Genomic DNA, 19,219 nt, shown 5'->3' on the forward strand with positions numbered 1-19,219 from the left:
TATGAGATGACCCCCGAGTCGGGTGTGGCAAATGGGTGTATTTGGAGGATGTTACCGACCGTCAGGTCCCATGGTGGGGTCTCCGTACGCGTGATGCTCGACGACCCGGCCCAGCAGGCGGGTGAGCTGCTCCTGCTGCTGGGTGGACAGCGGGGCCAGGAGTTCCGCCTGGGCCGCGTCGAGGATCTGCTCCAGTTTGTGCAGTCGCCGCCGGCCGGGCGGTGTGAGGGTGATGACATTGCGCCTGCCGTCCCGAGGACCGGCCCGTGGAGATCGCGGCCGCCGTCAACTCCCGGGCCGCCCGGCACGGCTTCGCGGCCGGCTGAGTCCGGTACGGAAACGCATCGGCACGGGGGTGGGGGCAACCGGCACGGGGTGGAGGCACCGGCACGGTAGGCACTGGCAGTCAACGCCGGTGCCCCCGCCCCCCGCCGACCGCTCAGTGCTTGCAGGCGTGGTGCCGCCCCCCGGCGTGCACCGCCGCGTACGAGGCCGGGCGCGGGCCCGGAGCGGCGCCGGCCACCCGCGCCGAGGCCGCCCGCCCCGACGCCGAATCCGTGTCGTGCACCACACGGCCGCCGACCAGGGTCATCCGCACCCCCGTCCCGCTGATGTCGGCCACCGGGCAGCGCGTCACGTCCCGGTCCAGCACCACCAGGTCCGCCGCCTTGCCCGGTTCCACCGTGCCGGTCAGCGCCTCCTGGCGCAGCTGCCACGCCGTCCCCGACGTGTGCATCCGCAGCACCGCGGCCCGGTCCAGCCCTTCCAGTTCCCGGTACAGCGGGCCGGACCCGAAGGCGCCCTGGCGGTCGATCGCCGTCCGCAGCTGGTTCCAGACCTGAAGGGCGTCCACCGGCCAGTCGGAGCCGCCCGACAGCCGCGCCCCCGCCTTCTCCAGGCTCCGCGCCGGGTACATCCACCGGTGCCGCCCGGGTCCGATGTACGGAAGCAGTGCTTCCATCGTCCAGGTGTCCTTCGCCGCCCACTGGAGCTGCATGCATGCCGCGACACCCAGCTGCGCGAAGCGCCGCAGGTCCGCCGGGTCCACGATCTGCAGGTGGGCCACGGCGTTGCGGGCGTCCCGCCGGCCCGTTGTCCGCAGGGCGTACGCGTACCCGTCCAAAGCGGTGCGTACCGCACGGTCGCCGAGCCCGTGGGCGTGCATCTGCCAGCCCACCCGGTTGAACGCTGCGGTGAGCCGGCCGTAGTCCGCCGCCGAGGTGTAGAGCTCGCCCCGGTTTCCGGTCGGCCTGCCGTTCCCGTCGAGGTACGGCTCCAGCAGCGCGGCGGTTTGCGCCGGGTACTCGATGACCCCGTCCAGGAAGACCTTGATCATCCCGAACCGGAGCCCCCGCACCCCCTCGAACTCCCGCCGAAGCCCCCGCGCGTACGCCAGCGAGCCTGCCGGGTCCTTGGCCTGCTCCGCGTCCAGCCGGATCGCCGGCACGATCCGCTGGGGCAGCTTCCCCGCCGCCGACAGGTCCCGGTACAACTCCAGTTCGTGCCGCCCGACCAGCGCGTCCATCATCGTCGTGACCCCGGAGGCGGCCGCCAGTTCCAGCACCTTCGCGCACGCCGTGACCAGTTCGGCCCGGGTGGGCTCCGGGACGTGCCGCCGCACCAGACCCTGGGCGTCGTCCTTGAGGACGCCCGTCGGCTGCCCGTCCGCCCCCTTCACCACCTTGCCGCCGACCGGGTCGGGCGTGGCCGCCGTGATCCCGGCGATGTCCAGGGCCCGCTGATTGGCCCACAGGTTGTGCCCGTCGCCGCCGACGAGGGCGATCGGCCGCCGGGTCGGGAGCGCGTCCAGCACCGCGTGGTGCGGAAGGGTGCCCACGGGGAGCAGCCCGACCGGGTTCCAGTCCTCGACCACCAGCCAGCGGTCGGGTTCCGCGCCGGCGCCGCCCGTGTCGGCGAGGAAGCCGGTCAGGATCTCCCGGAGCTCGGTGGGCGTGGTCTCGGCGCCGTTCAGTGAGGGGGACAGCGAGCGCTCGCCCGCGCCGAGCGGGTGGACGTGGCCGTCGTGGATGCCGCTCATGACCGTGTTGCGGCGGGCGTCGACGACCTCGGTGTCCCGGCCCACGTACCGGCGCAGTGACGCGTTGGTCCCGGTGGCCAGGATCCGGCCGTCCCGGCCTACCGCGACGGCCTCGACGGGAGCCCGGCCGCCGGCCCCGGTGAACACCGAGGCGTTGTGGACCACCAGGGCCGCCGAACCGCGCCCGGTGGCGGAGGCGGAAGAGGGAGCGGAAGAGGAAGCGGAGGGCTCGGGGGAGGCCGAGGCCGGGGTAGCTCCCAGCAGGCCCGCCGCGCCGGCGACTCCGGCGGCCGTGAGGAGTCCCCGGCGGGAGAGGTGAGAAGAAGACGTCATGCCCGCTCCAAACGTTGGTGTGGCCAGGACACTGTGTGATTAACCGCTTAACCAGAAGCCGCCTCCGCCGACGGAATCCGTACGATGACGGCGTGCCAGTGCCCCCGCGAGTGCCCCCGTCCGGCCCCCCGCCCGCCCCCGGCCCCGCGCCCCGCCCCGCGTCCGGACCGACGCTCGCCGACATCGCGCGCGCCGCCGAGGTCTCCACCGCGACCGTCTCGCACGCGCTCAACGGCACTGGCCGCCTCGGCGAGTCCACCCGGCGACGGGTCCGCGAGGTGGCGGGCGCGCTCGGCTACGGAGCCCGCCGCGCCCCGCGCACCCGCACCCTCGGCGTCGCGGTGACCACGTACGCGGGGGACGCCTGGGACTTCGTGGGCATCGCCTACTTCTCCCGCTGGCTCACCGCGGCGACCTCGGCCGCGCACGCGCACGGCTACGCCCTGACCACCCTGCCCGCCGACCGGGGCGCCGAGCCGCTGTGGCACACCCTCGCCGTGGACGGCATGCTCCTGCTCGACAGCCCGGCCGGCGACCCGGTGCTTCGGGCCCTGCGCGCGCGGGACCTGCCGGTGGTCTTCGACGGGCGGCCGCCCGATCCCCGGCCGGGGGACGTGTGGGTGGACAACGACCACACCGCCACCACGCGGGAGGTGCTGGACCATCTCGCGGCGTCCGGGGCCGGGCGGATCGCCCTGCACTCGGGCTACGGCCGGGAGTTCTACACCGGGGCCGTCACCTCGGCCTACGAACAATGGTGCGCGGAGCGCGGCCGGGCACCCCTCCTGGTCCCCTTCCACCCGGACGACACGGCGGGGCACGCCTTCGACGCCGCGCTCGCCGGGCCGGACCGGCCCGGCGCCGTGTACTGCGTGTACGACCCGGGGGGCCGGCAGGTGCTGGCCGCCGCCGAGCGTCACGGCCTCCGCATACCGGGTGTCCCCGGCATACCCGGCGTACCGGGGCACGACGGACTGCTGCTGGTCTGTGCCAGTGAGGATCCGGTGTACGCCGAGACCGAACCCGCCGTGACCACCGTCACCCTGAATCCGGAGCGGATCGCCGCTTCCGCGGTGTCTGTCCTGGTCAACCTCATCGAATCCGGGCATGCGGAACCGCCTGGTCAACGGACCGTCCCGACGGGGCTGCGGGTGCGCGCCTCGTCCCTCCCCCCGGACATGTACTAGAGTTATCTCGACATCGAGATATCTGCCGAAGGCGTACCGCAGCCGCCCCCGCTGGTAAGGGTTACCTAACTTAGCCCTACCTTAGCGGATTGGCCAAGGGGCGTGGCGGCAGGATTGCGGTAATACGCGCGAATTCATGCATGAAGGAGACTGTCGTGTCGGCGAACAGCTTCGACGCCCGCAGCACGCTGCAGGTGGGCGACGAGTCGTACGAGATCTTCAAGCTGGACAAGGTCGAGGGCTCCGCCCGCCTCCCCTACAGCCTGAAGGTCCTGCTGGAGAACCTGCTCCGTACCGAGGACGGCGCGAACATCACCGCCGACCACATCCGGTCGCTCGGAAACTGGGACTCGCAGGCCCAGCCCAGCGAGGAGATCCAGTTCACGCCGGCCCGCGTGATCATGCAGGACTTCACCGGCGTCCCCTGCGTCGTGGACCTCGCCACCATGCGTGAGGCCGTCAAGGCCCTCGGCGGCGACGCGTCGAAGATCAACCCGCTGGCTCCGGCCGAGCTGGTCATCGACCACTCGGTCATCGCCGACAAGTTCGGCACCCACGAGGCGTTCGCCCAGAACGTCGAGCTGGAGTACGGCCGCAACAAGGAGCGCTACCAGTTCCTGCGCTGGGGCCAGACCGCCTTCGACGAGTTCAAGGTCGTCCCCCCGGGCACCGGCATCGTGCACCAGGTCAACATCGAGCACCTGGCCCGCACGGTCATGGTCCGCGGTGGCCAGGCGTACCCCGACACCCTCGTCGGCACCGACTCGCACACCACCATGGTCAACGGCCTGGGCGTGCTGGGCTGGGGCGTCGGCGGCATCGAGGCCGAGGCCGCGATGCTCGGCCAGCCGGTCTCCATGCTGATCCCGCGCGTCGTCGGCTTCAAGCTGACCGGCGAGCTGCCCGCCGGCACCACCGCCACCGACCTCGTGCTGACCATCACCGAGATGCTCCGCAAGCACGGCGTCGTCGGCAAGTTCGTCGAGTTCTACGGTGAGGGCGTCGCCGCCACCTCCCTCGCGAACCGCGCCACCATCGGCAACATGTCGCCGGAGTTCGGCTCGACCGCCGCGATCTTCCCGATCGACGACGAGACCCTGAAGTACCTGCGCCTGACCGGCCGCGACGCCCAGCAGGTCGCGCTCGTCGAGGCGTACGCCAAGGCGCAGGGCCTGTGGCTGGACCCGGCCGCCGAGCCGGACTTCTCCGAGAGGCTGGAGCTCGACCTCTCCACGGTCGTCCCCTCCATCGCCGGCCCGAAGCGCCCGCAGGACCGCATCGTCCTCGCCAACGCCGCCGAGCAGTTCGCCGTGGACGTACGCAACTACGTGAGCGACGACGAGGAGGCCGGCAAGGAGTCCTTCCCGGCGTCCGACGCCCCGGCGTCCTCCAACGGTGTGCCCACCAAGCCCACCCCGGTGACCCTGGCCGACGGCACCTCCTTCGAGATCGACCACGGCGCCGTCACCGTCGCCGCGATCACCTCCTGCACCAACACCTCGAACCCCTACGTCATGGTCGCCGCGGCGCTCGTGGCCAAGAAGGCGTCCGAGAAGGGCCTGACCCGCAAGCCGTGGGTCAAGACCACCCTGGCCCCGGGCTCGAAGGTCGTCACCGACTACTTCGACAAGGCCGGCCTGACCCCGTACCTCGACAAGATGGGCTTCAACCTCGTCGGGTACGGCTGCACCACCTGCATCGGCAACTCCGGTCCGCTGGACGAGGAGATCTCGAAGGCGATCAACGAGGCCGACCTCGCCGTCACCTCGGTGCTCTCGGGCAACCGCAACTTCGAGGGCCGCATCAACCCCGACGTCAAGATGAACTACCTGGCCTCCCCGCCGCTGGTCGTCGCGTACGCCATCGCGGGCTCCATGAAGGTGGACATCACCAAGGACGCCCTGGGCACCGACACCGACGGCAAGCCGGTCTTCCTCGCGGACGTCTGGCCCTCCGAGGCCGAGGTCAACGACGTCGTGGCGAACGCCATCGGCGAGGACATGTTCAACAAGTCCTACCAGGACGTCTTCGCGGGCGACGCCCAGTGGCAGGCGCTGTCGATCCCGACCGGCAACACCTTCGAGTGGGACCCGCAGTCCACCTACGTCCGTAAGCCCCCCTACTTCGAGGGCATGACGATGGAGACCACCCCGGTCTCCGACATCGCCGGCGCCCGCGTGCTGGCGAAGCTGGGCGACTCGGTCACCACCGACCACATCTCCCCGGCCGGTGCGATCAAGGCCGACACGCCGGCCGGCAAGTACCTCACCGAGCACGGCGTCGAGCGCCGCGACTTCAACTCCTACGGTTCCCGCCGCGGCAACCACGAGGTGATGATCCGCGGAACCTTCGCCAACATCCGCCTGCGCAACCAGATCGCGCCGGGCACCGAGGGCGGCTTCACCCGCGACTTCACCGTCGACGGCGCGCCGGTCTCCTTCATCTACGACGCCTCGCAGAACTACCAGGCCGCCGGCATCCCGCTGGTCATCCTGGCGGGCAAGGAGTACGGCTCCGGTTCGTCCCGTGACTGGGCCGCCAAGGGCACCGCGCTGCTCGGTGTCAAGGCCGTCATCGCCGAGTCCTACGAGCGCATCCACCGCTCGAACCTGATCGGCATGGGCGTCCTGCCGCTGCAGTTCCCGGAGGGGGCCACGGCGGCCTCCCTGGGTCTGACCGGCGAGGAGACCTTCGCCTTCACCGGTGTGGAGGAGCTGAACAACGGCACCACCCCGCGCACGGTCAAGGTCACCACCGACACCGGTGTGGAGTTCGACGCGGTCGTGCGCATCGACACGCCGGGTGAGGCGGACTACTACCGCAACGGCGGCATCATGCAGTTCGTGCTCCGGAACCTCATCCGGGGTTAAGGGCGCGCCAAGCGGAGCCAGGCTCCGCTGAATCGGCACCATAGGGCCGTATCCCCGTCACGGGGGTACGGCCCTTCCGCATTTTCGTCACGAGGGGGTGCCAGATGACGGACAGGTCTCAACTCGGAAAAACCGGCGGTCATCCTTGTGCACGATCTTGCTCAGGCGAGCGGAAGTGGACTATACCTGTGCGCGTCCAGGTCGCTTCGTAGGAGCGGCCCCGGACCCGGGGGACAGCGGGGAACTGCGGCGTCGTCCGCAGCGCGGCAACTGCCGTGATTTCCCGCCTCCTTCATACTTCTGACGAAGGCGAGGACATGAGCATGGCATCCACCGGTGAGGGCCTCGGCCGCCGTGATCTGATCAAGCGCTCTGCGGCACTCGGCCTGATCACCGTGCCGACGATGGGCTTCCTGTCCGCCTGCGCGTCCGGCGGCGGCGAGTCCACCAACGGCCCGTCCAAGGCCGCGACGAGTGCGCAGAACCCCTTCGGCGTCTCGAAGGGCAGCAAGATGGACGTCGTCGTCTTCAAGGGCGGGTTCGGTGACGACTACGCGAAGGCCTGGGAGGCCGCCTTCGACAAGAAGTGGGGCACCACCAGCTCCCACCTCGGCACCCAGGAGATCACCGGAAAGCTCCAGACGCGCTTCAACGGCGGAAACCCGCCGGACGTCGTCGACAACTCCGGCGCCCAGAGGATCAAGCTGGACGTGCTCTTCAAGAGCAACCAGCTCGCCGACCTCACCCCGGTGCTCGACTCGCCCTCGCTCGACGACCCGAGCAAGAAGGTCCGCGACACGCTGATCGCGGGCACCGTCGAACAGGGCACGCAGGGCGGCAAGTTCATCTCCCTCAACTACGTCTACACCGTCTTCGGCTTCTGGTACTCCGGCAAGCTCTTCAAGGAGAAGGGCTGGACCGCACCCAAGACGTGGGACGAGTTCCTCGCCGTCTGCGCGAAGGCCAAGGAGGCCGGCATCGGCGGCCTCGCCCACCAGGGGAAGTTCCCGTACTACATCAACGTCGTCATCATGGACCTGATCGCCAAGAAGGGCGGTCTGGACGCCATGAAGGCGATCGACAACCTGGAGCCGAACGCCTTCGAGGGCAGCGCGGCCGCCCTCGCCGCCGTCGAGGCGGTCTACGAGGTGGTCGAGAAGGACCTGCTGCTCCCGGGCACCAACGGCCTGACCCATACGGAGTCCCAGACCGCATGGAACCAGTACAAGGCGGCCTTCATCCCCTCGGGCTCCTGGCTGGAGAACGAGCAGCTCAAGCAGACGCCCGAGGACTTCGACATGCAGTTCCTGCCGGTCCCGCTGCTGGCCGACAGCAAGCTGCCCTTCGAGGCCATCCGGGCCGGCGCCGGCGAGCCCTTCATCGTTCCGGAGAAGGCGGCCAACAAGGCCGGCGGCCTGGAGTTCATCCGTTCGATGCTGTCCCGCGAATGGTCGACCATGTTCGCCCAGCAGGCGAACTCACTCACCGTGGTCAAGGACGGGGTGGATCCGGGCGTGAAGCTGCGGCCCGGCACCCAGTCGGCGGTGACGGCTCTCAAGGCGGCGGGGACGAACACGTTCAACTACCTTTACCCCGACTGGTACAGCGAGATGGACACGGCGATCCAGGACGCGTCCAATGAGCTGATGGCCAAGCGGATTCAGCCGAAGGAGTGGATCAAGAGGGCCCAGGCTGCGGTAAACAAGGCGGCGCAGGACCCGAACGCCAAGAACAACCGTCGCAGCTGACCACGCGCACCACCGGGCACCGGTCACCGGGCACTCCAGGGACGGACACCATGAGCCAAGTAGCCCAGGGCAGGGGACGGGGCGGCTTCATCGCCGGCTTCCTCCTCGCACCCCTCGCGCTGTACCTGACCTTCGTCATCTGGCCGTACGTACAGACGTTCGGCTATTCCTTCACCAACTGGACGGGCCAGTCGCCGACCTTCGATTTCGTCGGGGTGGACAACTACACGGCCCTGATGAAGGACGAGGTCTTCCGCGGCGCCCTGTGGAACAACCTGCTGCTCCTGGTGTTCGTCCCGACCGTCACCATCCTGCTCGCCCTCTTCTTCGCCTTCATGGTGAACGCGGGCGGCCGGGGCGGGGCCGGCGGGGTACAGGGCGTACGGGGCTCGCGCTTCTACAAGATCGTCTACTTCTTCCCGCAGGTCCTCTCCCTCGCCATCCTCGCGGTGCTCTTCGGCGCCGTGTACCGCACCGACGAGGGCGGCCTGCTCAACGGCCTGCTCATCCGCCTCGGCCTGGTCGACCGGCTGCACCCCGTCGAATGGCTGAACGAACCGCGGCTCGTCCTCTGGTGCCTGCTCCTCGTGGTCGTCTGGCACGGCGTCGGCTTCTACCTCGTCCTGTTCTCGGCGGCCATGCAGTCCGTCCCCAAGGACATCTACGAGGCCGCCCTGCTCGACGGGGCCGGGCGCGCCCAGACCTTCTTCAAGGTCACCCTGCCCCTGCTGTGGGACTCTGTGCAGACCTCCGCGGTCTACCTGGGCATTGCCGCGATGGACATGTTCGTCCTCGTGTCGACGATGACTTCGGGCCAGTTCGGCGGCGGACCCGACCACCACAGCGAGGTCATGGCAACGGTGCTGATGAGGAACTTCCTCTACTTCGGCAAGAGCGGCTACGCCTGCGCCATGGGGGTGGTCATGCTCGTCCTCACCATGATCCTGTCCGTCATCACGCTGCGCGCCACCCGCCGCGAGCGCATCGAGTTCTGAGCGGGAGACCATCATGACCACAGTGATCAAGGCTCCGGGCGAAGCCGCCGCGGAGCGGTCCGGGGGAGCCGGCCCGAGCGGGGAACGGGGCGGAAAAGGCTCCGAGGGCATGGTCCTCAACGTCTTCTCCCACGGCTTCCTCGCCGTCTGGGCGATACTGATCGTCCTGCCCCTGATCTGGCTGGCGCTCGGCTCCTTCAAGACCGACGCGCAGATCGGCGGCTCGGCCCTCAGCTGGCCCTCCAACTGGAACCTCGACGCATTCGGCCGGGCCTGGGAGAAGGGCATCGGCGACTACTTCGCCAACACGCTCATCGTGATGGTGTTCTCGGTCCCGCTGACGATGCTGCTCGGCTCGATGGCGGCGTACGTCCTGGCCCGTTACCCCTTCCCGGGGAACCGCTTCGTCTACTACTTCTTCGTCAGCGGGGCGATGTTCCCCGTCTTCCTGGCGCTCGTCCCGCTCTTCTTCATGGTCAAGCGGTTCGACATGCTGAACACGTACCAGGGTCTGATCCTCGTGTACGTCGCCTACTCGATGCCGTTCACCGTCTTCTTCATGCACTCGTTCTTCCGGACGCTCCCGACGGCGGTGCACGAGGCGGCGGTGATCGACGGGGCCTCCGACACCCGGATCTTCTTCCAGGTGATGGTGCCCATGGCCAAGCCCGGCCTGATCAGCGTAGGGATATTCAACATCCTGGGCCAGTGGAACCAGTACATCCTGCCCTCCGTGCTGATGCAGCCCCAGACCGGATCGGACCCCGAGCGCTATCTGCTCACCCAGGGACTGATCCAGCTCCAGCAGCAACAGGGGTACGAGACCGACCTGCCCGTCCTCTTCGCCGGCGTGACCATCGCGATGATCCCGATGCTGGTGGTCTACCTCTCCTTCCAGCGCCAGATCCAGGCGGGCCTCACCTCGGCGACGCTGAAGTAGCAGCAGTGGTCCGGCCCCCGGCGTCAGGGGCCGCCGGAAGCCTTCCGCAGCCTGTACAGCATTCCGGAGCCCGGATCACCGACCTTCTGGTGGATCCGGGGCTCCCGGTCGGTTCCGCCGACGCCCCACGCCGGCCAGTGGCACCCCGGGACCTGGACGCGGACCTCCTGGGAGCGGACGTCCCGGCCGGGCTCGTACGACCAGGTTCCGGAGCCCGAACACCGCTGCGACGGGTCGCCGGGGCGGTCGCCGGGGCGGTGCAGGCCGACGCCGGAGGCCGTGACCCGGCCGTCCGGGGTGAAGACCAGCGTTCCGCTCGTGCGGTCGACCCAGGTGCCGGGCATGGTCTGCGGACCGATCGCCGGCGGCTCGTACGCGGGCAGCAGGCCGACGGTGAGCCCGAGCGCGCCGAGCAGGCCCGTGCCCGCCACCACCGCCGTGCCCCACCGCGCCACCCGCCCTGTCAGCCCCTCGCGCCGGGGCAGGGCGATCAGCGCGCCCAGCGAGAGCGAGGCCGTGGCCGAGACCCAGAAGACCAGCGTCGGCCGCGTCTGCGCGTCGTTGTACGCGGCGACGCCGAAGACGAGTGGCGCCAGCAGGGCCGCCACCATCAGCGGTGCCAGGAACCAGGCCGCGCGTCCGCCGAGCAGGCGGCCGACGAGGTCGGACAGGGCGACCGCCGGCAGTACGAGGACCAGGGACAGCAGGAATGCGATGACGGCGACGAGGGGCCAGGCGGAGAACAGGGCCCCGGTGATGGAGGCGTAGTCGGGGGGTTCGTCCCGCGGCGGCTGTGTCCGTACGTACAACAGCACCACCACGACCGCGAGCGCCACCTCCAGGTTCCCCACCAGCGTCGAGACCAGCAGCACCCTGCCGTACGACCGTTTCTGATGCACGCTCGATCCCCCCTCGTGGCGTGACGGACGAACGCGTCGGCCCGGCCGGCGGCGTCCTGGATCCATACTGCCAGCCGGGCTGAACGTGTTCAATTCATTCCTTGCGCCCCCTCGCGCGGGCACGACCGCCCAGCCGACGGCCGACACCGAGGGATCGAGCGACAGGTTGCCGACCGTCTCCTCCAGTGCCCGGCCCGCCTCGCCCTCGGCGGTCAGCAGCGCGGAGACCGTCACCCGGCCGGGTACCGGGCCGTCCTGGCTGCGGATCGAGCGCAGCTGGTAGCCAGGCCGGCCCGGTGCGTCGACCAGCCGGTGGCGGATATGGGCCTCCTCCGCCTCGGGGCACACCGCCTCGAAGTGGTAGTCGGTGGCGACCTCGGCCGCGCCGCGCGGCTCGCGGTCCAGGCGCCGGCCCAGCGGGCGCAGCAGGAGCATGATCACTCCGGCGCCGAGGTAGCCGATCCCCGAGACGATCTGGGCGGCGACCCGTGAGCCGTCGTAGTTCACCTCCGAGGTCGCGCTGAGGAACCCGTACGGCGAGAGCAGCACGAACAGTGAGGCCCCGCCCGCCACCAGGGCGTTCGTGTGCAGCCCCGCGGCCTTGCGCTCGCGGCGGGAAGGCCCGGAGGTGCGAGCGTGGCCGCGGTACGGGGGGTGAGCACGGGCATGGCGCATACCTCCCTCCACGGTGTCCGGGCAGCGCGGAGCCGAGCGGTCACGTGGAGTGATCACGGGTCGGCGCAACGGCCCCGGTGGGACCGCGGGCACGCCGATGGGCATGGAGGACGCCCGCCCGGCGGAGTTGGCAGGGCAAGCGGAAGGAAGGGAACGTAGAAGAAGAGAACGCGCGGCAGCGCACGAGCGCACGGGACGGCGGTCCACCGCCGCCGTGCGCGCTCAGGGAAGATCAGCCGGTCAGGAAAGGTCAGCCGACGAGGGCGCTGCAAGGACTTCGATCGGGACTCGTCCCGAACGCCTCCTTGCGTAGCGCGGTCGTTGCAGGACGCCGGGTCCGGCCGAAAGGGCCGCAGAGGACCGGCGTCTCAGCGACGTCACACGAGAGAAGGGGCCGCTTCTCTCCCCCTTTAGGTCAGTAGTAGCCGTTTCATGCCGTGTCAGCCTCTTGACGTGTGGATGCGCAAAGGCTCGACTTAAGGTTCACAAGTTGGAGAGATGCCGGGGTCTCGGAGCATAAAGCCGTGACGTGCCCCGGCCGGGGGGCGACGGCTGGCCGTCGCTAATGGGCAGGAGTGGATGAGTCGTGCAGACTCCCGGATCGCAGTCGTCGCTGCATCGCGCGAATCTCGAACGGGTCGTGCGGGCGGTGCGGCTCGCGGGATCGCTGACCCAGGCGGAGATCGCCCGCGCCACCGGACTGTCGGCGGCCACGGTCTCCAACATCGTCCGGGAACTGAAGGACGGAGGGACGGTCGAGGTCACCGACACCTCGGCCGGCGGTCGCCGGGCGCGCAGCGTCTCGCTCAGCGGTGACGCGGGGATCGTCATCGGTGTCGACTTCGGCCACACCCACCTGCGGGTGGCGGTGGGCAACCTCGCCCACCAGGTGCTGGCGGAGGAGTCCGAGCCGCTGGACGTCGACGCGTCCTGGACGGACGGCTTCGACCGGGCGGAAGCCCTGGTCGGACGGCTGATCGCGGACATCGGGGTGGGGCTGGAGAAGGTCATCGGCGTCGGGCTCGGCGTGCCCGGCCCGATCGACGTGGAGTCCGGGACGCTGGGCTCGACCGCGATCCTGCCGGGCTGGGCGGGCATCAACCCCCGCCAGGAGCTCTCGCAGCGCCTCGGCGTGCCCGTGTACGTGGACAACGACGCGAACCTCGGCGCCCTCGGTGAACTCGTTTGGGGGAGCGGGCGGGGAGTAAAGGACCTGGCCTACATCAAGGTGGCCAGCGGCGTCGGCGCGGGCCTCGTGATCAACGGCCAGATCTACCGCGGGCCCGGCGGCACGGCGGGCGAGATCGGGCACATCACCCTGGACGAATCGGGCCCGGTCTGCCGCTGCGGCAACCGCGGGTGCCTGGAGACCTTCGCGGCCGCCCGGTACGTCCTGCCGCTGCTCCAGGGCACGCACGGGCCGGAACTGACGATGGAGCGGGTGGTCGAACTGGCCCGCGAGGGAGACCCGGGCTGCCGCCGGGTGATCACGGACGTCGGCCGGCACATCGGCAGCGGCGTGGCCAGTCTCTGCAACCTCCTGAACCCGAGCCGGGTGGTGCTGGGCGGCTCGCTGGCGGAGGCCGGTGAACTGGTCCTCGCCCCCATCCGTGAATCAGTGGGGAGGTACGCGATCCCCAGCGCGGCCCGGCAGCTGTCGGTGCTGACGGGGAGCCTGGGCGGGCGGGCCGAGGTGCTGGGCGCACTGGCACTCGTACTCAGCGAGATGGGCGATTCGACACTTTTGTCAGATCATGGAAGTGGAGTGCGAGCTCCCGCCGTCTTGTCTTCAGGTAGATAACGAATGGCACCGTTGTCATCTCGTTAAGAATTCACTCCTTGACGGCAAAACGCGGCCGGGGTTGACTCACATCCACCTCGGCCGCGGCGTAGCGGCCTCGTCAGGGAGGTTCAAGTAATGAACACGCGTATGCGCAGAGCCGCTGTAGCCGTTGCCGCCGGCGCCATGGCCGTTTCCCTCGCCGCCTGTGGCAGTGCCAAGGAGGCCGGCGACAAGACCAAGGAGTCCGGCGCTGCCAAGGGTGACGCGATCAAGGTCGGCCTGCTCCTGCCGGAGAACCAGACCGCGCGTTACGAGAAGTTCGACAAGCCGCTCATCGAGAAGAAGGTCGCCGAGCTCACCGGCGGCAAGGGCGAGGTCGTCTACGCCAACGCCAAGCAGGACGCGACCACGCAGAACTCCCAGGTCGACACGATGATCACCAACAAGGTGGACGTCCTCATCGTCGACGCGGTGGACTCCAAGGCCATCGCCGGGTCGGTCAAGAAGGCGAAGGAGGCCGGCATCCCGGTCGTCGCCTACGACCGCCTGGCCGAGGGCCCGATCGACGCCTACACCTCCTTCGACAACGAAGAGGTCGGCAAGGTCCAGGGCAAGGCGCTGCTGGAGGCGCTGGGCGACAAGGCCAAGGACGGCCAGGTCGTCATGATGAACGGTTCGGTCACCGACCCGAACGCCAAGCTCTTCAAGGCCGGTGCGCACTCCGTCCTCGACGGCAAGGTGAACGTCGGCAAGGAGTACGACACCGTCGAGTGGAAGCCGGAGAACGCCAACACCAACATGGCGGCCGCCCTCTCGGCGCTCGGCAAGGACAAGGTCGTCGGCGTCTACTCGGCCAACGACGGCATGGCCGGCGGCATCATCACCGCCCTGAAGGCGGCCGGTGTCTCCCCCCTGCCGCCGGTCACCGGTCAGGACGCCGAACTCGCCGGTGTGCAGCGGATCGTCGCGGGCGAGCAGTTCATGAGCGTCTACAAGCCGTACGCCCCCGAGGCCGAGGCCGCGGCGAAGATGGCCGTCGCCCTCGCCAAGAAGGAGAAGCTGGACGGCGTCACCACCTCCACGGTCGACAGCCCGACCACCAAGGGTGTCGCGTCCGTGCTGATCCCGGTCGTCTCGCTCACCAAGGGCAACATCAAGGACACCGTCGTCAAGGACGGCGTCTACTCGATCGACGAGATCTGCAGCGACAAGTACGCGGCGGCCTGCGCCGCAGCCGGCCTGAAGTAGCGGCCCCCGCCGCCTCCTCGCGAGGCGGCCCCCCGTGCCTGACCGGTGCCCCGCCCCCTCATCCCCGCCACCGGGCGGGGCACCGGGCAGAAACGTTCCTCCCCCCCATTCGCCCCGCTCCTGCTCTTTTTGCACGACATCCCCGCCGGTCAGGCGGCGAAGGAGATGGTTCATGTGTCCGCTGCGCCCGTGCTGGCGTTGCGAGGGGTCTCGAAGCGGTTCGGCGCCGTTCAGGCCCTGACCGACGTAGAACTCGAGATCCACTCCGGTGAAGTGGTCGCCCTCGTCGGCGACAACGGTGCCGGAAAGTCCACGCTGGTCAAGACGATCGCCGGCGTGCACCCCATCGATGAAGGTGTCATCGAGTGGGAAGGCCGCCCGGTCTCCATCGGCAAGCCCCACGACGCCCAGAACCTGGGCATCGCGACGGTCTACCAGGACCTGGCGCTGTGCGACAACATCGATGTCGTCGGCAACCTCTTCCTCGGCCGTGAGCTCAAGCGCCGCGGCGTCCTCGACGAGGTGGAGATGGAGCGGCGCGCCCGCGAGCTCCTGACCACCCTGTCCATCCGGATCCCCAGTGTCCGGATTCCCATCGCCTCGCTCTCCGGCGGTCAGCGCCAGACCGTGGCGATCGCCCGTTCCATGCTGGGCGAGCCCCAGCTCGTCATCCTCGACGAGCCCACCGCCGCCCTCGGCGTCGAGCAGACCGCCCAGGTCCTCGACCTGGTGGAGCGGCTGCGCGAGCGCGGTCACGCCGTCATCCTCATCAGCCACAACATGGCCGATGTGAAGGCCGTCGCCGACAAGGTGGCGGTCCTGCGGCTGGGCCGCAACAACGGTGTCTTCAACGTCGCCGACACCTCGCAGGAAGAGATCATCTCCGCCATCACCGGTGCCACGGACAACGCCGTGACCCGCCGGGCGGCCCGCACCTCGGAGGCCGGCAAGTGAGCACCCAGAACCCTGCCACCGATCCCCTGGGCAAGGGCCCCGTCGGCAAGCAGGAGCACATCGACCCGGTCAACCCCGCGGCCGCGCACGACGCGATCCCCGCCGTGGACCCCCGCCTGCTCGTCCGGGAGCAGGGTCTCGCCGGATACGTGGGCGAGTTCAAGCGCAAGATGAAGGCGGGAGACCTGGGTTCCCTCCCGGTCGTCATCGGCCTGATCGTCATCTGGTCCATCTTCCAGGGGCTGAACTCGAACTTCCTCTCCCCGGAGAACCTCACCAACATCGCGATCACGATGACCGGCACCGGCATGATCGCCATCGGCATCATCTTCGTGCTGCTGCTCGGCGAGATCGACCTCTCGGTCGGCTCGGTCAGCGGCGTGTCGGGCGCGATCGTCGCCGTCCTCGCCGTCACCCACGGCGTGAACGAATGGCTGGCCATACTGGCGGCCGTCGCGGGCGGTGCCCTGATCGGCTCCATCCACGGCTTCTTCTTCGCCAGGATCGGCGCCCCGGCCTTCGCCGTCACCCTGTCCGGCCTGCTCTTCTGGCTGGGCGCGATGCTGCAGATCCTCGGCAGCAACGGCACGATCAACATCGACTCCGACGGCGTGGTCGGCCAGCTGACCACGTACTTCTTCTCGGACGTGGCGGTGGCGTACGGGCTGGCCGCGCTCGCGGTGGCCGGTTACTTCCTCGCGGCCTTCCTCGACGCGCGGCGGCGTGAGGCCGCCGGGATGCCCTCCCGGCCGCTCGCCGAGATCCTGCTGCGCACCGGCCTGCTCGCGCTGTGCACCTTCGGTCCCGCCGTGCTGTTCAACCAGTACAAGGGCCTGCCGCTCGCGGTGGTGCTCTTCCTGCTGGCCCTGGTCCTCACGGACTTCCTGCTGCGCCGCACGACCTTCGGGCGAAACGTTTTCGCACTGGGTGGCAGCGTCGAGGCCTCCCGTCGTGCGGGCATCAACGTCACCCGGATCCGGATCACGGTCTTCGCGATCTCCGGCACCTTCGCCGCCATCGGCGGTCTGTTCTGGGCCTCCAAGATCGCGGCGGCCAACCAGAGCGCCGGTGCCGGCGACCTGCTGATGAACGTGATCGCGGCGGCCGTCATCGGCGGCACCAGCCTCTTCGGCGGCCGGGGCCGGACCTGGAACGCCCTCCTCGGCGTCATGGTCATCGTCTCGATCCAGTACGGTCTGGCCCTGGAAGGCATCGCGACGCCGATCCAGTACATGATCACCGGTGCGGTGCTGCTGACCACCGTGGTGATCGACTCCGTCTCGCGCAAGACCCAGAAGACGGCCGGACGCGCCTGACGGCGCGTCCGATCGCCCGCCGGAGCGGCATCCGGCGGTAAGACCGGTCACAGTGCCCGGCGCCACTTTTCGTGGCGCCGGGCATCCGTGCGTGCATGTGCGGGGTACTCATGTGCGGTAATACGCCCGTATGTGAGGTGTGGCCGCGCGAGCGTGCGCACATGTATGACAAAGGTGTGACTCCCCCGGGACGGCCCGATGACGGCGCCGGGGAGCGGAACATTAGACTCGACAGACCAGCTGGCAACTGCAAGGAGGCACGGGTGCTGCTGACCCGCATCAAGGGACCGCGCGATCTGGACCGGCTCAGCCAGGAGGAGCTCGACCAGCTCGCGGCCGAGATCAGGTCCTTCCTCGTCGACGCCGTCTCCAAGACCGGCGGGCACCTCGGCCCCAACCTCGGGGTGGTCGAACTGACGATCGCCCTGCACCGGGTCTTCGACTCGCCCAAGGACAAGGTCCTCTTCGACACCGGCCACCAGGCCTACGTCCACAAGCTGCTCACGGGCCGCCAGGACTTCGCCGGCCTGCGCACCAAGAACGGTCTGTCCGGCTACCCCTCGCGCGCCGAGTCCGACCACGACGTGATCGAGAACTCGCACGCCTCCACCGTGCTCGGCTGGGCCGACGGCCTGGCCAAGGCCAACGAGGTGCTGGGCCGCGAGGACCACCACGTCGCCGCCGTCATCGGCGACGGCGCGCTGACCGGCGGCATGGCCTGGGAGGCGCTGAACAACATCGCCGCCGCCAAGGACCGCCCCCTGGTCATCGTCGTCAACGACAACGAGCGCTCCTACGGCCCCACCATCGGCGGCCTGGCCAACCACCTGGCCACCCTGCGCACCACGGACGGCTACGAGCGCTTCCTGGCCCGCGGCAAGGAGATCCTGGAGCGCACCCCGGTCGTCGGGAAGCCGCTCTTCGAGACCCTGCACGGCGCCAAGAAGGGCCTCAAGGACTTCATCGCCCCGCAGGGCATGTTCGAGGACCTCGGGCTCAAGTACATCGGGCCCATCGACGGCCACGACATCGAGGCCCTGGAGTCCGCCCTGCAGCGCGCCAAGCGCTTCAGCGGCCCGGTCATCGTGCACTGCCTCACCCAGAAGGGCCGCGGCTACACCCCGGCCCTGGAGCACGAGGCGGACCGCTTCCACGCGGTCGGCGTGATCCACCCCGACACCGGCCTGCCGGTGAAGACCGCGGCAGCGAGCTGGACCTCCGTCTTCGCCGACGAGATGGTCAAGCTCGGCCACGAGCGCGAGGACATCGTCGGCATCACCGCCGCCATGCTCCACCCGGTCGGCCTCAACAAGTTCGCCGAGGCCTTCCCGAACCGGATCTACGACGTGGGCATTGCCGAGCAGCACGGCGCCACCTCGGCGGCGGGCCTGGCCACCGGCGGGGTCCACCCGGTCTTCGCGGTGTACGCGACCTTCCTCAACCGTGCCTTCGACCAGGTCCTGATGGACGTGGCCCTGCACAAGTGCGGGGTCACCTTCGTCCTGGACCGGGCCGGTGTCACCGGCGACGACGGAGCCTCCCACAACGGCATGTGGGACATGTCCATCCTCCAGGTCGTCCCCGGCCTGCGGCTCGCCGCCCCGCGCGACGCCGAGCAGCTGCGCGCCCAGCTCCGCGAGGCCGTGGCGGTCAAGGACGCCCCGACCGTCGTGCGCTACTCCAAGGGCGTCGTCGGCCCCGCCGTCCCGGCCGTCGGCCGGATCGGCGGCATGGACGTCCTGCGCGCCCCGGGCGCCGAGGTCACCCGTCCGGACGTACTGCTCGTCTCGGTCGGCGCACTCGCTCCGATGTGCCTGGAGATCGCGGACCTGCTGGACAAGCAGGGCATCTCCACGACCGTGGTCGACCCCCGCTGGGTCAAGCCCGTGGACGAGGCCCTGGCCCCGCTCGCGGACCGGCACCGCGTGGTCGTCACCGTCGAGGACAACGGCCGCACCGGCGGCGTGGGCGCCGCCGTGTCGCAGGCCCTGCGGGACGCGGGTGTCGACGTACCGCTCCGCGACTTCGGCATTCCGCAGCGCTTCCTCGACCACGCCCTCCGCAAGGAGATCATGGCGGAGATCGGCCTGACCGCGCCGGACATCGCCCGGCAGGTCACGGGCCTGGTCGCCAAGCTGGACGGCCGCTACGACAGCGAGCCGGCCGCCGCCGTCGACTAGTCCGGAACTCGCCGTACGCGCCGTTCGTAGATCGACGCGCGGTTGCACGTCAC

General features: G+C 69.7%; 12 protein-coding genes. 10 read left to right on the forward strand and 2 right to left on the reverse strand.

The genetic code is table 11. The features are described from left to right. Positions 1-439: 439 nt before the first annotated feature. Positions 440-2,371, reverse strand: a complete 1,932-nt coding sequence (locus ACGFZK_RS33855) for an amidohydrolase (RefSeq protein ID WP_393852685.1) — start codon at positions 2,369-2,371, stop codon at positions 440-442. 92 nt (positions 2,372-2,463) lie between these two features. Here ACGFZK_RS33855 and ACGFZK_RS33860 point away from each other — a divergent pair, with 92 nt between their 5' ends. From ACGFZK_RS33860 to ACGFZK_RS33880, 5 genes are all read left to right on the forward strand, one after another. Then, positions 2,464-3,558: a LacI family DNA-binding transcriptional regulator gene (locus ACGFZK_RS33860; protein ID WP_393852686.1), complete on the forward strand. Its 1,095-nt coding sequence runs from the start codon at positions 2,464-2,466 to the stop codon at positions 3,556-3,558. Between the two features lie 155 nt (positions 3,559-3,713). Next, positions 3,714-6,428 (forward strand): aconitate hydratase AcnA, encoded by a 2,715-nt coding sequence (gene acnA / locus ACGFZK_RS33865; protein WP_393852687.1) that lies wholly within the window; start codon positions 3,714-3,716, stop codon positions 6,426-6,428. Positions 6,429-6,745: 317 nt separating this feature from the next. Then, complete coding sequence (gene ngcE, locus ACGFZK_RS33870; protein ID WP_393852688.1) at positions 6,746-8,176, forward strand: N-acetylglucosamine/diacetylchitobiose ABC transporter substrate-binding protein; 1,431 nt, start codon at positions 6,746-6,748, stop codon at positions 8,174-8,176. A gap of 50 nt (positions 8,177-8,226) precedes the next feature. After that, entirely contained in the window at positions 8,227-9,171 is a 945-nt protein-coding gene (locus tag ACGFZK_RS33875) for a carbohydrate ABC transporter permease (RefSeq protein WP_393852689.1), read from the forward strand. 13 nt (positions 9,172-9,184) lie between these two features. Next, positions 9,185-10,111 carry a carbohydrate ABC transporter permease gene (locus ACGFZK_RS33880; protein ID WP_393852690.1) on the forward strand — a complete coding sequence of 309 codons (927 nt, stop codon included), beginning with the start codon at positions 9,185-9,187 and terminating at the stop codon, positions 10,109-10,111. Between the two features lie 23 nt (positions 10,112-10,134). Here ACGFZK_RS33880 and ACGFZK_RS33885 read toward each other — a convergent pair whose 3' ends face one another. Then, positions 10,135-11,685 (reverse strand): MgtC/SapB family protein, encoded by a 1,551-nt coding sequence (locus tag ACGFZK_RS33885; RefSeq protein ID WP_393852691.1) that lies wholly within the window; start codon positions 11,683-11,685, stop codon positions 10,135-10,137. Positions 11,686-12,271: 586 nt separating this feature from the next. On the opposite strand from ACGFZK_RS33885, the gene ACGFZK_RS33890 reads away from it, so the two are divergent. From ACGFZK_RS33890 to dxs, 5 genes are all read left to right on the forward strand, one after another. Further along, positions 12,272-13,486: an ROK family protein gene (locus ACGFZK_RS33890; protein ID WP_393852692.1), complete on the forward strand. Its 1,215-nt coding sequence runs from the start codon at positions 12,272-12,274 to the stop codon at positions 13,484-13,486. A 117-nt stretch (positions 13,487-13,603) separates the two neighbouring features. Then, complete coding sequence (locus ACGFZK_RS33895) at positions 13,604-14,716, forward strand: substrate-binding domain-containing protein (RefSeq protein ID WP_393852693.1); 1,113 nt, start codon at positions 13,604-13,606, stop codon at positions 14,714-14,716. 165 nt (positions 14,717-14,881) lie between these two features. Further along, positions 14,882-15,670 carry an ATP-binding cassette domain-containing protein gene (locus ACGFZK_RS33900; RefSeq protein WP_215144586.1) on the forward strand — a complete coding sequence of 263 codons (789 nt, stop codon included), beginning with the start codon at positions 14,882-14,884 and terminating at the stop codon, positions 15,668-15,670. A gap of 26 nt (positions 15,671-15,696) precedes the next feature. Then, positions 15,697-16,986 carry a sugar ABC transporter permease gene (locus ACGFZK_RS33905; RefSeq protein ID WP_393852712.1) on the forward strand — a complete coding sequence of 430 codons (1,290 nt, stop codon included), beginning with the start codon at positions 15,697-15,699 and terminating at the stop codon, positions 16,984-16,986. A gap of 263 nt (positions 16,987-17,249) precedes the next feature. Continuing rightward, complete coding sequence (gene dxs, locus ACGFZK_RS33910) at positions 17,250-19,166, forward strand: 1-deoxy-D-xylulose-5-phosphate synthase (protein ID WP_393852694.1); 1,917 nt, start codon at positions 17,250-17,252, stop codon at positions 19,164-19,166. The last annotated feature ends 53 nt before the right edge of the window (positions 19,167-19,219 follow it).

The organism is Streptomyces sp. NPDC048257 (genome assembly GCF_043201855.1).
Taxonomy (GTDB): Bacteria; Actinomycetota; Actinomycetes; order Streptomycetales; family Streptomycetaceae; genus Streptomyces.

What these genes read in the sequence shown, in the direction of transcription:
- ACGFZK_RS33855 (WP_393852685.1), bottom strand. Translation starts at nt 2,371, where the DNA reads ATGACGTCTTCTTCTCACCTCTCCCGCCGGGGACTCCTCACGGCCGCC.
- ACGFZK_RS33875 (WP_393852689.1), top strand. Translation starts at nt 8,227, where the DNA reads ATGAGCCAAGTAGCCCAGGGCAGGGGACGGGGCGGCTTCATCGCCGGC.
- ngcE (WP_393852688.1), top strand. Translation starts at nt 6,746, where the DNA reads ATGAGCATGGCATCCACCGGTGAGGGCCTCGGCCGCCGTGATCTGATC.
- ACGFZK_RS33895 (WP_393852693.1), top strand. Translation starts at nt 13,604, where the DNA reads ATGAACACGCGTATGCGCAGAGCCGCTGTAGCCGTTGCCGCCGGCGCC.
- ACGFZK_RS33880 (WP_393852690.1), top strand. Translation starts at nt 9,185, where the DNA reads ATGACCACAGTGATCAAGGCTCCGGGCGAAGCCGCCGCGGAGCGGTCC.
- ACGFZK_RS33885 (WP_393852691.1), bottom strand. Translation starts at nt 11,685, where the DNA reads ATGCGCCATGCCCGTGCTCACCCCCCGTACCGCGGCCACGCTCGCACC.
- ACGFZK_RS33900 (WP_215144586.1), top strand. Translation starts at nt 14,882, where the DNA reads ATGGTTCATGTGTCCGCTGCGCCCGTGCTGGCGTTGCGAGGGGTCTCG.